Raw genomic sequence first — 14453 nt, forward strand, 5'->3', positions numbered from 1 at the left:
TCACACTCTCCAATCGGCTGAAGTTGACCCGGGTGAGGCGGCTGTCTCCCCCTGCTCCTTTGCCGGGGGGCTGCTTTGACCGTTTCGCTTGCGGAGCAAGGTGACCTGCTGCATCGTATTTTTGGCAGTCGAGTGGATGCCGACAGCGGCCAGAGCAGCCGTCCCGCCTTCCAGCAAGGCAATCCGCCAGTCGAATCCCGTGCTGTAGATCCATTGATTGACCATGTAAAGACCGAGGATGAGCACCATGGCGACCCAACCGCGCAGCTTTTTTGGTATGCGGAGAAAATCCGACATGCTTGCAGCGGCGGCCAAAGCCAGCGCAATGATCAGACCGAGGTCAAAACCCATCAGAATCCCTCCTTGCTCAAGGTGTGCGCAATTTTTCGTACAGCCGTTTCAGGATGACCGCTTCCGCCCACAGAGGCAGCGGTTTATCCGGCTCATGGCGCCAATCTTCGTTTGTAAGCAAGCCTTCTTTAAACATCCAATCTATCGCTTCTTGCTTCCATTCAGGCACGTTTGCTCCTCCTCCGTCTCCTGGATTTGTCTGGGTTGGCGGCTTGTATGGACGGTTGGTGTATTCGCAAAAGGAACGGACCACGCCCTCTGCGAGCTCTCGCCAATCCCGGTCCAATTTTTCCGCATCCAGCGGATTGTCGGCGAAGCCGTATTCGATAATCACTGTCTCCACACTGCCGGTCTCCCGGTGCATGAAGTAGTAGTCTTTGCTCGGGTTGTTGGGGAGTGTACGGGTAAAGATGCGGCGGCCCGGCATCCCTTCTGCTTCCAGGTCATCGAGGATCAGACGGGGAAATGTAGGGGAGGAGTAAATCGAGTAAATAACCTCCGCACCCCGTCCTCCACCGGCATTGACGTGGTTGGAGATACAATAGCGGGCACCGCTGTTTCTGACCAGAGTGGCGCGATCATCGCTCGTCAGGGTGGTATCGCCGGTTCGGGTGATGGCAACAGGAATGTTCAGGGTCTGAAATCTCGAGTATTGGTAAAGGGAAATCTGCAAATTTTTCTCTTTTTCTGTAAAGAGCTGATTGGAGCCGCCGCCCGGATCGATCCCGCCATGCCCCGGGTCTATCACCAAAATGGGGGTCATATAAAGTCACCTCCTGTTTCAGCATATGCGAAAAGGTGCGAACATGCCGAAGGACAGTTCGCTCATTTTCCCCGGGCGGCGATGTACAGAGCACGCAGTTGTGGTACAATAGGAGAGATTTAATTCCCAAAAGAGGATGGTAATGTATTGATGGCTTGGTACAACTGGGTAATCCCGATCGTGACATTGATTATCGGCCTTGCCGGAGGATTTTTCGGCGGCACGTACTATCTGCGCAAGCAGGTGGAAAATATGCAGATGGATGACAAACAATTACAAGCGATGGCTCGTTCCATGGGCGTTAACCTGAATCAAAAACAACTGAAGCAAATGAGCCGCAACATGAAAAACATGAAGATGCCTAAAAAGTTTGGCAAGTAATTGGCAAAGGGGATGTCGACATGGGTCCGACCCGTCTGCGTTATACGATGATCGGCTTCATTGTCGGCGTCGTCGTTGTTTATTTAAAAGGGCTTCCGATCAGTGAAGGAGTTCGCTTTGCTTTTCCTTTTTACGGAGCGGGGCTTGGTTTGTTGATTGACGGCATCATCTTGCGCCTAAAGCAGCGCAAGGGGAAAAATGAGTAGCCGTAAAAGAGCTGACAGGAGCATACGCAGTACAAAAAATGGATAGAGCAGCCAGAGATTTCTCGGCTGCCCTATCCATTTTTCAGCTTGTAAAGAACAACTCATAGACCATCTTGGTAATCAAGGTGATGGACACCAGCAAAAACAAGGGACGAACGTAGCGCACACCTGTTTTGATCGCAACACGGGCACCCAGCGTGGCCCCCAGGAGCATCGCCACACCCATGGTCAGCCCGGTAATGAAAATCACTTTGCCCTCCAGCATAAAGACCAGCAGAGCCGCGATGTTGCTGGCCAGGTTCAGGATGCGCCCATTGCCGGCGGCGATGACAAAATCATAGCCAAAGAGAAGAACCATCAGAAAGACGAAAAACGATCCGGTGCCGGGTCCGAAAAAGCCGTCGTAAAAGCCGATCAAAAACGTGACCGGAATCCCCAGACCGAGCGTAAACTTGGTGTATCCCTTAAACGTGGTGTTTTCGCCAAACCGCTTGTTCAGCAGGGTATAGACAAAAATTGCGGCCATCATGATGATGACCAGCACCTTGAGAAATTCTTGCGGGACAAACAGTACTGTTTTCGCCCCGAAATAGGCGCCCACAAGCGAAACGGGGAACAGGATCGCCATCAGTTTCTTGTCAAATTTACCCATGCGAATAAAGGTGACGGAGCTGGTGGCCGAGGAGATGGTGCCTGCCAGCTTGTTTGTTCCCAAAGCCAAATACGGCGGAATGCCAAGCCCAAGCAGTGCAGGGAGCGAAATTAAGCCTCCACCGCCCACGGTACTGTCGATAAAGGCAGCGACAAAACCAAAAAAGGCAAGAAACAGAATCGTTGATAAGTCCAAGTCCATAGAAGATCACCTTGCTTGTTGAATTGGGTTCATGAATAATCCAAGTCTAGCACGGCTTTTGTACATTGCAAGATACTATTTACTGATATAGGGGGATTTTGAAGATTACGATACTTAGCATACCGATTTGTTGTAAAAGTGAGCGGTTTGCATTATAATAAAAAGCGAGCTTGAACTACATACCATTAAGGAGGAATGTTATCATGGCACATCAACTTCCTGAACTGCCTTACGCACACAATGCGTTGGAGCCTCACATCGACGCGCAAACCATGGAGATCCACCACGGACGCCACCATGCTACTTATGTAAACAACCTGAACGCTGCATTGGAAGGCCACGCTGACCTGCAAGCGAAATCTGTAGAAGAGCTGATCAGCAACCTGGATGCATTGCCAGAAGCGATCCGCACTGCTGTACGCAACAACGGCGGCGGTCATGCGAACCACGCTCTGTTCTGGCAAATCCTGAGCCCGAACGGCGGCGGAGCACCTGCTGGAGCACTGGCAGATGCGATCAACGCAGCATTCGGCAGCTTTGACAACTTCAAAGCTGAATTCGCGAAAGCGGCAACTACCCGTTTCGGTTCCGGTTGGGCATGGCTGATCGTAGATGGCGGCAAATTGGCCATCACCTCCACTCCAAACCAAGACAGCCCGATCATGGAAGGCAAAACGCCAATCCTCGGTCTGGACGTTTGGGAGCATGCTTACTACCTGAAGTATCAAAACAAACGCCCTGACTACATCGGTGCATTCTGGAACGTTGTAAACTGGGACGAAGTCAGCAAGCGCTTTGAAGCTGCCCGCTAAGCGGAAATCAACGCGATAGCATTACTGCTTACGAACAAAAGGCATGTCGGACAAACCGGCATGCCTTTTTTGTTTGTTTCCTCGCCTTCGCAACGAAACGTCAACTGCCATCGTCTTAGCCATAGGAATAGAAAAAATAAGCGAAAAGGGTGGTTGATCACCGTGGATAAAATGTTGAAGCAGGTAGGGATTGCGCTGGGGCTATTGCTGGTGGTGGTGGGTTCAGTGGTTGCTGCGGGCAAAATGCTGCCAGGCGAGTCGCCGCAGGCAGAAAAGCAAATCGACATCGCAGGAACCGTCACCGCTGTCATCACCGGACCGATCGGGGGGCAGCCGGATCAATCAGCAGATCCGAGCGCGTCTGTATCGAGCAAGGACACTCCCAATGGTATCGATCCGGCTCAGCCGACCGGGATTGTCGCGATCATGGTTGAGGCGGATTCCCAAAGCGGCAAAACGCCCTATGATAAAGCCTCTGTCTCTCTCCGAAAGTCGCCGGAGCTGCTGAAAAAGCAAGGGGATTCGCTCGTGCCGGCGACATTGGATGACTTGCGGGAGGGAACCAGGGTGGAGGTTTCTTTCGACGGGCCTGTCGCCGAATCCTACCCCGTACAGGCGACCGCAGGGATGATCGTCATCGTGGAATAGAAAAGCAAATCAAACATGCCGGGACAGTTGATCGATTTGACACTTGGTCTCTGTCGGAAAGCGGCCTGCAAAGGAAAGGATAGAAAGTATGGAAGGAATGAGATATAATACTTACTAAAGGTAATTAAGTGTACAAAAGGAAGGTGTCTTGCACCATGAAAATGCCATCGCTTTTCCTCGCTCATGGAGCGCCGCTGCTTGCGATTGAGCGGAATCAATATACGGAAGCACTGAAGCAACTGGGGGAGGAACTGCCTCGTCCGAGGGCCATCCTGATTTTTTCCGCCCACTGGGAGAGCCGCGTTCAGGCTGTCGGGACGACAAAGCTCAACGCTACCATCCACGATTTTGGCGGCTTTCCTCGTGAGCTGTATGAAATTCAGTACCCGGCCAAAGGCGATCCCGCTCTGGCTGCCGAGGCATTGCGCATTTTCGCAGAGAATAACATTCCGGCAACGGCAGAGCCGGTCCGCGGGCTGGACCACGGGGCATGGGTCGTCTTGCGGATGATGTACCCGGAAGCAGATATTCCAGTCGTCTCGCTCTCGGTCAATCCGCAGCTTTCAGCGGAAGAGCAGTATGCGATTGGCAAAGCCCTGCAAGCTTTCCGCGAGGACGGTGTCTTGATCATCGGCAGCGGAGGAACGGTACACAATTTTGCCTACATGAGTATGCGCTCCGATACGGAGGAGGGAGACGAGTGGGCCGTTGCGTTTGAAGAATGGCTGCGGGACAGGATCGAGGCTTGGGATCTGGAGTCCTTGTTCCGCTACGATACGCTTGCTCCGTATGCCCGGCAGGCTGTTCCTTTGCACGGAAGCGAGCATTTCGTTCCCCTGCTCTATGCGATGGGCGCTGCCGATGAAGACCGAACGGCAGCCAGGGAGCATATCAACTTTCGCTATGGCAGCCTCAGCCATGTCATCTGGAAATTTGGGGCGAAATAAAAAAATCTCGAAAAACCGGTCACAAACTCGAGGGGTTTCTCGTTTCAAGTACGAACGAGAAATCACAAGAGAGAGGATCGATGGCAATGAAACCGAGAATGGAATATCGCAAGGCAAATCCCCAGGCTTTCCAAACAATGCTGCAAATGGAGAAATTCGTCCGCAGCAGCGGGTTGGACCACAAGCTTCTGGAGCTGGTGAAAACGCGGGCGTCCCAGTTGAACGGCTGCGCATACTGCCTTGACATGCACACTCGTGAAGCGAGAGAAAACGGCGAGACTGAGCAGCGCCTCTATCTGCTCAATGCCTGGAGAGAAGCGGATGTGTACACCGAAGCAGAGCGGGCGGCACTGGCTCTGACGGAAGCCGTTACGCTGATCGCAAAAGAGGGCGTTCCGGAAGCGGTGTTCCAGAACGTACAGAAGCATTTCAGCGAGGAGGAAACCGTCTCCCTGCTGATGGCTATCAACACGATCAACTCCTGGAACCGGTTGGCGATTGCTACCGGAATGAGCGCCCCTGCTGACTTGCCGGTACGGTAATGGATGAATCGCCCTACGCGATAGATGTTTATGAATGACAAAAAAGACACGCTGTCCTGCAGTGTGCGGCGACCGAGCTTACAGGTCGCGGCCCGCGGGGATCAGACGTGTCTTTTTGATGTAGAGGTGTTGTTTACACATCCATCTGCCGGGTACGGCCGGGATAAAAGGCATTCTTCTCCGGCAGCGGATTTCCTTTCGCGGTGATCGCATCGGGTTTGATCCGAAAAACGGCTGCGACGCTTCCCATCGAAGAGCGGTACTTCACTACATGCTGCAAGGAAAGCGGCTCCGGGTAGTAGCCGGGAACGTATTTGTCCAGCATGGCTTGCAGGGCATCGCGCATTTCTTCCGGCTCCTCGACCCGCTCCACCTTGCCGAAAACCATGGCACTCATGTAGGCTGTGTCGGTGAGAGCCGGCACCGGATCAGCGATCGTTCCGTATTCGTCGCAAACGCTAAAACAGACGCGGGCGTTTTTGGCGATCATCTCGACTTTTCTGCCGGAATCTGCTCCGTGAAAGTAGATATTGCCGTTTAGCCAGCTAAAATTCAGCGGAACGACATAAGGCTCTTCTCCGTCAGTCAGACCGAGGTGGCCGATCCTGGCTTGCGTGAGAAAGGCATCGATTTGGTCTTGATCAGTAACTGTGCGTTTGGAATAGCGGATGGGAAACAAAGGATCTCCTCCGTTCGATGTAGGATGTACGTCCATGATAGGAGGATTCTGACCTTTCGGAAAGGGTCAATTTATTCTTTTTGCATCGGGTCAGATTGGGCAAATAAAAAGCGCCTGCCCGAGAGCAAGCGCTTTGCTTGACGATTATCCCATTTGAATTTCTTTGTCCGGATCGAGCTTTTTGGCAAGCTGCTCTTCCCCGCGGTGAATCCAGCCCACGAACGAGTCGCGGATATTCATATCGTTATCCAAATAGACCACGGCTACGAACATATAATGGCTTTTTCCGGAATACCTGGCCCGATAACGCAGATCAAACCATCTTACTTCGTAGCCAAACGGCTGCTTTCTGGTCTCGACATGCGCATGACGCACAAAGGAAAGAAACGCCTGTACCTTCTTGTCAGTCTTGGCGACGGCAATCAGTTCATTCTCCGGCTTGATGGTGAAAACATCCAGGATACTGACCTCGCCGCCGTGGACTTCCCCGACGTACCAATGCTGATTTGTCTGGACGACAAACGTCCACTGATTCCAGGAGAGCGTAGGAATGACTGTGTAGGTTCCCGCTTTGCCGATGTATGCGCGAACCGCTTCGGTCGTTCGTTTGTTCACTTGCCAGCGCCAGAAGTAATACGGAATAAGCGACAGATACACCCATAAGAAAACATGTCCCGGATCAGCCCCCGCGCCCCACAGCATCAGGCCGGTCACATGGGCGGCGAAGATAAACGGATCGAAAATAAAAATGACATTCCAGGCGATCCACTTGTTGTGAAACGGATACAACCCTTTTGTTCCGTAGGCGTTAAACAGATCGACGAATACGTGGAGACAGACAGCGACAAAAATCCAGCCGAGCAGGTGCAGCCAATGAACTTGCGGGGAAATGGCCTGCACGAGGGCGAAGACCGCGGCTGTCCAGATAGACAGCGCCGGAATGGAGTGAGAGACTCCACGGTGGTGGCGGATGTAAGCGGCACTTCCTCGAATACGGGTGAATCCATCCAAGTCAGGTGCTTGTGAACCGATGACGGTTCCGATCATGACCGCCTCTGCCAATCCCGGTGTCGAAGCCACGACAGGATCAAGATGGGCGAGACCGGCCAAGCCGAAGCCCATTGCAAAGTGCGTTGCAGTATCCATGAGGTGCGGATGCTCCCTCCTTTTCGTTCGGGCAAAAATATGTTGCCGCATCAAACGCGGTAGCGCATCTTGAGAGTGCCTCCATTGAGGTTTCTTATCAGTTATTATAGCGTGTTAGATGGGAAAATTCCCTTTTCGGCTGAAAAAAAGTATCCTTGTTCCTTTGGAAATGGGCAGGTATGATGAAAGGGACCGGAAAGGAGAGGGACAACGTGCTCATCGTTTTCATCGAATACAAAATCGAAGAATCCATGCGCGACCAGTATCTTCGCCTATTGGCAGAAATGCCGGACAGAATCGGCGAGAAGGGAGCGCGTGAATACCGCTGCTGGGAAGGATATGACCAGCCCGGATTGTACGTCGAAGCCTTTCATGTAGAGAGTGTCGAACAATACGAAGCGATAAAAGCATGGCGACTTGCCGATCAGGACTTCTGCGCCTGTATAGCGGGAGGGGCAGCCAAATTGCACGTATGGGCGTTTCAGCCTGTCCAATTGGCGTGAGAAAAGGAGTTTGTGCAGACAAGTATGGCAGGAAAGCAAAAAAAAGCATTGACGTATACACTACCCGAGGAATTTCATGTTTTTGGATTCTCACGCGATCTGTTGGCCTGGTACGACGGCCAGAAGCGTGATCTCCCCTGGCGAATCAATCGGGACCCGTACCGGATCTGGGTTTCGGAAATCATGCTGCAGCAAACGAGAGTCGAAACGGTAAAACCGTATTACCAAAACTTTATGGAAAAGTTCCCGACCGTAGAGGCTTTGGCCGACGCACCTGAGGAAGAGGTGCTGAAGGCATGGGAAGGGCTGGGGTATTACTCGCGTGCCCGCAATTTGCAAAGCGCTGCCCGGGAGGTCAAGACCCGCTACGGCGGCGTCGTGCCGGACAAGCCCGAAGAAATCGCGACACTGAAAGGAATCGGTCCGTATACGGCGGGCGCGATTCTCAGTATCGCCTACGAAAAACCGGAGCCGGCCGTGGACGGCAATGTCATGCGCGTTTTTTCGCGTCTGCTGCTCATGACCGATGACATTGCCAAACCGGCAACGCGGATAAAAGTCGAGCATCTCGTCAGACAGGTCATACCCGAAGGCAGAGCGGGAGATTTCAATCAGGCGCTAATGGAGCTGGGCGCGCTTGTGTGTGTGCCGAGGACTCCGCAGTGCTTGACGTGCCCGGTGTTTGATTACTGTCTGGCCCGTCGCGAAGGCGTTCAGGAAGAACTGCCGGTAAAAGGCAAGGCGAAACCGCCGCGCCCCGTCAATCTGCAGGTAGCCGTTGTCCGGCACGGGGATCGCGTATTGATGAACAGGCGGCCGGAGCAGGGGCTGCTTGCCGGGATGTGGCAGTTTCCGATGGTGGAAACCGATGCAGACGCGCCGTCAGTCAAGCAGCAAACACTGCTGGATGGCTTGAGCAGCCGTTTTGGCCAGGATGCGGAGGTGCTTGAGCCATTGATGGAGGTGCAGCATACGTTCTCGCATCTGCATTGGAACATGGAGGTATGGCTTTGCGACTGGATTGACGGAGGGGAGCTCCCTTCCGATGCCCGTTTTGTTACCCTGGAAGAGATCTCGTCCCTCGCGCTCCCTGTTGCCCATCAAAAAATTGTGGAAAAGCTAAAAAGCGACCGCTGATGGTCGCTTTTTTTCGCTATTTATGGCTTACCAGCGGCAGTATTCAGGGAACTGGGCCGCCTGAAGCAAGCGCTTCTCTTCCCATTCCCGGATGAATTGCTCCTGCTGGTAACGCGCCTCGACTTCCTCTGGAGACAATACACGCTTCTCGATGATAATGCTGAAGAAAATCATTGGAATATACATGGTGCTACCCCTCCTACAGGGACGAATATAGTCAGTCAGCCGCCTTCTATCGATTTGACTCCTGTGAATCTCATTTTCTGACGGCGAATTTTATTTCTCATCTGACATCCCTCCTTGATTATCCTTTCAAAGTCTTACCCGCGAATCGCAAAATCAGGGTACTGGGCAGCTTGCATCGCTTGCGCGTCTGCGCGTTCTTGCAAGTAGCGTTCACAGTTGTACTCAGCCATGCGCTGTGCAGCGTTGTTACGCTCGATTTTGATCGTGAAGAACAAAAAGTTGACTACCATCTCGAATCACCTCCTCTCAAGGGGAAAATGGATATAAAAAGACCGCGGGCCAGGGCCTACGGTCTTTGTAACGAAGAAAACGGGAATCAAAAAGACCACAAGCTACAACGCCTGCGGTCTGGTATGCAACGAATAGGATATGAGTAAGAAACGCAGTTCTTACAATGCTACGATTCGTTCGTCCAGGAGGCGCTGTCATATGAAGTTTTGGAAACCAATGCTAGATCGAGTGCTGCGATAGTTACCATCATCATGTTGTTTGCCTCCTTCCTTAAAATGGTTGATAAAAATCGTACTCTTAGAATATGGCAAATTTTTCTCATTGTAAAGGACTTTTTGCCAAAAAAATAAAAGAAAATAAATTCTGACAACAAATTCAGCAATTTCAGTCAGATCAAATTTTTTATATATGCTTACAAAATATATGGAGGTGATTAGTATTTTTATCCAGTTTTTCATTTCAACGAAAAGGGTAGATAGAAGAGGACAAAAGAGACAAAGGGGCGTTCGCCATTGCGGAAGAGGAAGACATCGGTCAGAACGAAATTGATAGCGACATTTGCAGCGATACTGATGATCCCGACACTCGTACTGGGACTGCTATCGTATCAGAGCGCAAAGGAACAGCTCGCAGAGCAGCTGCTGAGCGCAGCTCACGAAAACGTGCGGCTGGTTGACGAGCTGCTTGAGCGAATGCTTACGGCACAAGAGCAGTCGATTCATTTCTTTGCCGAGACAACAGGGGAAAGTCAACTGGCACCCGGCCAGCTTGCCGCTCTGAAGCAACGATTAAAAAGCTTTCTTTCCACCCATAAGGAGGTGGGCGAGATATACATCGGGACAAAGACCGGCATTATGCTGATGGGATCGGATACGAAGCTGCCGGATGGATACGATCCGCGAACGAGGCCCTGGTATCAGGCGGCCATGGCAAATCCGAATGAGCCGATTATCATCGATCCGTATGTAGATGCGGCATCAGGCAGCATCGTCGTCGGTATTGCACAGGCTCTGACAGACCGCTCGGGTGTAATCGGGATGGATTTGCACCTCGGTACTTTGGAGGAGACTGTCAAGCAAGCGAAGATCGGCGAGACGGGATACGTCGCCATTTATGACAAAGCCCGCCGCATTCTCGTCCATCCTTCACTCAAGCCAGAGGAGGAAAACAAGGAGCCGTGGATGGACTCCTTGTATGCGGAAGAGACGGGGCGGTTTGATCTTGCCGACGCTGGGGAGTCGGCAGGTGCTGTTTATGTGACGAACCGTCAAACTGGCTGGAAGCTGATGGGGCTGATGTATCAGGCAGAGGCCGATCGGGTAGCCAGCCCGATTTTTCAGAAGACGCTGTGGATTACGGCAATGGCGCTGGCTCTCGGGAGCGTGCTCGTCTTTGTCATTTTAAGAAGGATGCTTGGCGCACTCAAGCGCTTGACTGCAGCAGCAGAACGCATGGGTCAGGGAGACATTTCCCAGCAGGTAACCGTTGAAGCCGAAGACGAATTCGGCAAGCTTGGCCACAGTTTTAACCACATGGCGCAATCGTTGCGAACATTGCTTGCCACGATCAAACATTCGGTAGAGCAATTGGCTTCGTCTGCAGAGGAGCTGTCAGCCAGTGCAGACCAGACGAGCAAGGCAACGGAGCAGATCGCCACGACGATCCAGGAGATGGCCGTCGGAGGGGACCAGCAGGTGCAGCACACACAGAAAAGCTCGGAAGCTTCGGAGCAGCTTGCACAAGGGATCGACCAAATTGCCAGCTATGCGAGCCAGGTGTCCTCTGCCGCCCGGCAAACAGCCCGGCTTGCCAGCGAGGGCGATCAATCGGTTCAGGAAGCTGTTCTGCAGATGAAAGCCTCCAATCAAAGCATTCAGGACTTGGCTGAAGTGATACAGAGCTTGGGCGGCCGTTCCCAGGCAATCGGCAGCATCGTGGAGCTGATCGCCAATATTGCCAAGCAAACGAACCTGCTCGCCTTGAACGCTGCGATTGAGGCGGCACGGGCAGGCGAGTCTGGACGCGGTTTTTCCGTCGTGGCTGATGAGGTCCGCAAACTGGCGGAACAGTCGTCGGATTCCGCCCAGCAAATCGCCATGCTGATCCAGTCAATCCAGTCAGAGACGCAAACAGCCGTCGAAGTGATGAAGCGAAGCCGTGAAGAGGTGACTGCCGGGATCGAGAAGGTTTCCATTGCTGGACAGTCCTTTGACCAAATCCGTATATCTGTCGGGGAAGTAGCAAAACAAATCGGCGAGGTTTCCGAAGCGACCCAGCGCATGTCCGCCCGTACCCGTCAGGTAAGCGAATCCATTCGCAGTATAGCGGAGCTGTCTCTACTCAGCTCAGAGGGTACACAAAGCGTGTCTGCAGCAGCGGAGGAACAGCTCGCATCCATGGAGGAAATCGCCTCGTCTGCGGTGGAACTGGAGAAAATGGCGGCTCATCTGCAGGAGCAGGTCGCCCGCTTTCAGACATAAAAAAGATGCAGGGCCGGGGATTCCTCGGCCTTTTCTGCTTGCTGCCAGCCGAAAAGCTTTAGCTGCTGCACGGGCGCCAGGTTTAGACCCAAAACATGAAAATCAAGCCGATCATTGCCGCGAGACTGAAAGCGACGATCGCAATAATGGCGCCGAGCTGTCGGTTCCTGGTTTTCACTGAAACTGACCTCCCTTCGTTTAGTCGTAAATGGGGGCAGAAGAATGATCCCAGCCTCCGCCGTCTCCGCCGACAGGACCTCGGGATTCCAGCTCTTTGATGATTTTGGCGTGCATGGAGGTTCCTTCTGCGTTCAGATAGGCAGCCAACTGCGACATCGAGTGGTGGTAGTAAAGCAATTCATTCAACTCCCAGTCGTCCAGCGATGTCATCGTTAATTCGGACAAATCTCGGCCAATATACATAGAAATACAGTCCCCTTTCCGCTCAAACCGTTCTTATCGTAGTATGGCTGACCTGACTCGTTTCCATCCCGGACGGAGCGGGCTTCTGTCGTTATGTCTTTTGACGGGTGGCAATTGCCAAAGCGGAGATGTATAATAAGTACGAAATATTTAGTACCTGATATTAATAGTTGGTGTAGCAGGAGGGTAACCTTATGAATACAACAAAAAAGGTGGCACTGGTGACAGGGGGAACGCGCGGGATCGGCAAAGCGATTGCATTGCAGCTCGCCGAACAGGGCTATGATCTCGTCTTGAACTATTTGCGGAACCGTTCCGCCGCCCGGGAAGCGGCAGCAGAGCTGGAGGCAAAAGGGGTTCGCGTCCATTTGGTCAAAGCCAATGTCGGGGATGTAGAAAAAATCAAAGAGCTGTTTGCGGAAATCGACCGTGAATTTGGCCGTCTCGATGTATTTGTGAACAATGCAGCCTCCGGGGTGCTGCGTCCTTTGATGGAGCTGGAGGAGAGCCACTGGGACTGGACGATGGATATCAACAGCAAAGCGCTTCTGTTCTGCGCCCAGGAAGCGGCGAAATTGATGATCAAGACCGGCGAAGGCGGAAAGATCGTCAGCCTTTCCAGCCTGGGTTCGATCCGCGTTCTGGACAACTATACTTCGGTGGGCGTATCCAAAGCGGCTGTCGAGGCGCTCACCCGCTATCTCGCAGTAGAATTGGCGCCGCACAACATTGTCGTAAACGCAGTGTCGGGCGGTGCGGTTGATACGGACGCGCTGCGCCATTTCCCTAACCGGGAGGAACTTCTCGCGGATTCTGCAAAGCGCACGCCTGCGGGACGGATCGTGGAACCGGAGGACCTGGCCAATGCGGTCATGTTCCTTCTTTCCGACAAAGCATCGATGGTTCGGGGACAAACCCTGATTGTCGATGGAGGCATTTCTCTGCTGACATAATTCAAAAAAAGCCAGAGGGGATCGGAAGGCAAGCAAGCCTCCACCCCTCTTTTGCATCTTCATACGGAGACAAACTTGTCCTTTTTGGTGTACAATAGAAAAAGAAGGCATCGAAGGAGGCAACTTATGCTGATTCGTCCGTTTCGGCTCGGTGACTATTCCGCAATTACTCGCATTTGGCAAGAAACCGGTTTGGAGGAACAAGAAGCAGAGTCGCTGAATGATCTGGCCAAGCAGCTTGCATGGGACAGCGATCTGGTAATGGTAGCAGAAAAAGAGGGTGAAGTGGTCGGTGTGGTTGTCGGTACCATTGACGGGACACGGGCTTATTTTTACCGTTTGGCAGTTCTCCCCCGCTTGCAGGGTGCAGGTATAGGCCGGAAACTGGTGGAGGCGATCGAGAAGCGCTTCAAACAGCGTGGGGTCAATCGCGTCCTGATTATGGTGAATCAAGGCAATCCTGAAGTACTTCCTTTTTATCATTCACTTGGCTATGAGATGCAAAAATATGTTACACTTTCCAAAAAGCTCTCTTCCTAAGGGAGGCTGTCCCCATTCAGATAGAGAAGAGAAGAAAGGGGAGGGTCATGTCGCCAGCTCCGGGCTCCATTATCCGCATTGAAAGCTATAAACACGACCACTCCCTGCATCGCATCTGGGATAAGACGACACTAATCCACACCAGTGATGCAGTAGTGATTGGCGGCAACGATCGAGTAAAAGTGACAGAGTCTGACGGCCGGGAGTGGCGTACACGTGAGCCGGCAATCTGCACGTTTGGTCGCGGGCAGTGGTTTAATACCATCGCCATGATTCGGGACGATGGGATTTACTACTATTGCAACATCGGTTCCCCGTTTAGCCTGAAGGGGAATCTCTTGAGCTACATCGATTACGATCTGGACGTAAAGGTGTTTCCCGATATGACGTACACGATTCTCGACGAAGAGGAGTTTCTCTTGCACGGCAAGCAGATGAATTATCCGCCTGTAGTCGTTGAGCGCGTACAAAGCGCATTGCGGGAGGTGCTGGAATGGGTGCGTCTGAGACGAGGCCCTTTTCAAAACGGATTTGTCCAACGCTGGTATGAGCGCTACCTTTTGGTGCGTGAGGACGAGGAATAATCCCTTTCCCGATTGACGGGGGAGGGAT

20 protein-coding genes are annotated in these 14453 nt (G+C 52.6%); 12 read left to right on the plus strand and 8 right to left on the minus strand.

All coding sequences use genetic code 11. From position 1 onward, the window contains the following. Positions 1-351 (minus strand): hypothetical protein, encoded by a 351-nt coding sequence (locus NST37_RS05250; protein ID WP_122957793.1) that lies wholly within the window; start codon positions 349-351, stop codon positions 1-3. A gap of 16 nt (positions 352-367) precedes the next feature. Next, positions 368-1114, minus strand: coding sequence for an N-acetylmuramoyl-L-alanine amidase (locus NST37_RS05255; protein WP_003391546.1), 747 nt, complete (start codon positions 1112-1114; stop codon positions 368-370). A gap of 150 nt (positions 1115-1264) precedes the next feature. Between NST37_RS05255 and NST37_RS05260 the strand changes: the two genes are divergently transcribed. Both NST37_RS05260 and NST37_RS05265 read left to right on the plus strand, forming a co-directional pair. Then, positions 1265-1495, plus strand: coding sequence for a YneF family protein (locus NST37_RS05260; protein WP_003391547.1), 231 nt, complete (start codon positions 1265-1267; stop codon positions 1493-1495). A 20-nt stretch (positions 1496-1515) separates the two neighbouring features. Beyond that, positions 1516-1701, plus strand: coding sequence for a hypothetical protein (locus NST37_RS05265; protein ID WP_003391551.1), 186 nt, complete (start codon positions 1516-1518; stop codon positions 1699-1701). Between the two features lie 82 nt (positions 1702-1783). Here the strand turns inward: NST37_RS05265 and NST37_RS05270 are convergent, their stop codons facing one another. Further along, on the minus strand, positions 1784-2554 hold the full coding sequence (locus tag NST37_RS05270) for a TSUP family transporter (protein ID WP_003391553.1): 771 nt from the start codon (positions 2552-2554) through the stop codon (positions 1784-1786). 203 nt (positions 2555-2757) lie between these two features. On the opposite strand from NST37_RS05270, the gene NST37_RS05275 reads away from it, so the two are divergent. From NST37_RS05275 to NST37_RS05290, 4 genes are all read left to right on the plus strand, one after another. Further along, a complete protein-coding gene (locus NST37_RS05275; RefSeq protein WP_003391556.1) occupies positions 2758-3366 on the plus strand; it encodes a superoxide dismutase in 609 nt (202 codons plus the stop codon). Positions 3367-3537: 171 nt separating this feature from the next. Beyond that, positions 3538-4014, plus strand: coding sequence for a DUF3221 domain-containing protein (locus tag NST37_RS05280; RefSeq protein ID WP_227278023.1), 477 nt, complete (start codon positions 3538-3540; stop codon positions 4012-4014). A 155-nt stretch (positions 4015-4169) separates the two neighbouring features. Further along, positions 4170-4961, plus strand: a complete 792-nt coding sequence (locus NST37_RS05285; protein ID WP_327927534.1) for a class III extradiol ring-cleavage dioxygenase — start codon at positions 4170-4172, stop codon at positions 4959-4961. An 86-nt stretch (positions 4962-5047) separates the two neighbouring features. Further along, positions 5048-5503: a carboxymuconolactone decarboxylase family protein gene (locus NST37_RS05290; RefSeq protein ID WP_024984703.1), complete on the plus strand. Its 456-nt coding sequence runs from the start codon at positions 5048-5050 to the stop codon at positions 5501-5503. A gap of 133 nt (positions 5504-5636) precedes the next feature. On the opposite strand, the gene NST37_RS05295 is transcribed toward NST37_RS05290, so the two are convergent. Continuing rightward, positions 5637-6182, minus strand: coding sequence for a pyridoxamine 5'-phosphate oxidase family protein (locus tag NST37_RS05295; RefSeq protein ID WP_003391564.1), 546 nt, complete (start codon positions 6180-6182; stop codon positions 5637-5639). Between the two features lie 144 nt (positions 6183-6326). After that, the gene (locus tag NST37_RS05300; RefSeq protein WP_003391566.1) at positions 6327-7328 is read right to left on the minus strand and encodes a metal-dependent hydrolase; all 1002 of its coding nucleotides are present in this window, start codon (positions 7326-7328) and stop codon (positions 6327-6329) included. Between the two features lie 212 nt (positions 7329-7540). Here NST37_RS05300 and NST37_RS05305 point away from each other — a divergent pair, with 212 nt between their 5' ends. After that, positions 7541-7831, plus strand: a complete 291-nt coding sequence (locus NST37_RS05305) for an MFS transporter (protein ID WP_024984702.1) — start codon at positions 7541-7543, stop codon at positions 7829-7831. 24 nt (positions 7832-7855) lie between these two features. After that, positions 7856-8968 (plus strand): A/G-specific adenine glycosylase, encoded by a 1113-nt coding sequence (gene mutY, locus NST37_RS05310; protein WP_024984701.1) that lies wholly within the window; start codon positions 7856-7858, stop codon positions 8966-8968. A gap of 27 nt (positions 8969-8995) precedes the next feature. Here the strand turns inward: mutY and NST37_RS05315 are convergent, their stop codons facing one another. Continuing rightward, positions 8996-9154, minus strand: coding sequence for a YrzI family small protein (locus tag NST37_RS05315; RefSeq protein WP_003391572.1), 159 nt, complete (start codon positions 9152-9154; stop codon positions 8996-8998). A gap of 134 nt (positions 9155-9288) precedes the next feature. Next, entirely contained in the window at positions 9289-9444 is a 156-nt protein-coding gene (locus NST37_RS05320; protein WP_170208397.1) for a hypothetical protein, read from the minus strand. A 513-nt stretch (positions 9445-9957) separates the two neighbouring features. Here NST37_RS05320 and NST37_RS05325 point away from each other — a divergent pair. Beyond that, positions 9958-11925, plus strand: coding sequence for a methyl-accepting chemotaxis protein (locus tag NST37_RS05325; RefSeq protein ID WP_251247236.1), 1968 nt, complete (start codon positions 9958-9960; stop codon positions 11923-11925). Between the two features lie 198 nt (positions 11926-12123). Here the strand turns inward: NST37_RS05325 and NST37_RS05330 are convergent, their stop codons facing one another. Continuing rightward, positions 12124-12348, minus strand: coding sequence for a hypothetical protein (locus NST37_RS05330; protein WP_003391578.1), 225 nt, complete (start codon positions 12346-12348; stop codon positions 12124-12126). A gap of 194 nt (positions 12349-12542) precedes the next feature. Here NST37_RS05330 and fabL point away from each other — a divergent pair, with 194 nt between their 5' ends. The 3 genes from fabL (at position 12543) to NST37_RS05345 (ending at position 14425) form a co-directional block, all read left to right on the plus strand. Beyond that, positions 12543-13301, plus strand: coding sequence for an enoyl-[acyl-carrier-protein] reductase FabL (gene fabL / locus NST37_RS05335; RefSeq protein WP_024984700.1), 759 nt, complete (start codon positions 12543-12545; stop codon positions 13299-13301). A 126-nt stretch (positions 13302-13427) separates the two neighbouring features. Next, the gene (locus NST37_RS05340; protein ID WP_003391582.1) at positions 13428-13841 is read left to right on the plus strand and encodes a GNAT family N-acetyltransferase; all 414 of its coding nucleotides are present in this window, start codon (positions 13428-13430) and stop codon (positions 13839-13841) included. A gap of 47 nt (positions 13842-13888) precedes the next feature. Then, the gene (locus tag NST37_RS05345) at positions 13889-14425 is read left to right on the plus strand and encodes a DUF402 domain-containing protein (RefSeq protein ID WP_003391584.1); all 537 of its coding nucleotides are present in this window, start codon (positions 13889-13891) and stop codon (positions 14423-14425) included. Positions 14426-14453: the final 28 nt, after the last annotated feature.

This window comes from Brevibacillus sp. FSL K6-6036, from assembly GCF_037964015.1.
Classification (GTDB): domain Bacteria; phylum Bacillota; class Bacilli; order Brevibacillales; family Brevibacillaceae; genus Brevibacillus; species Brevibacillus borstelensis.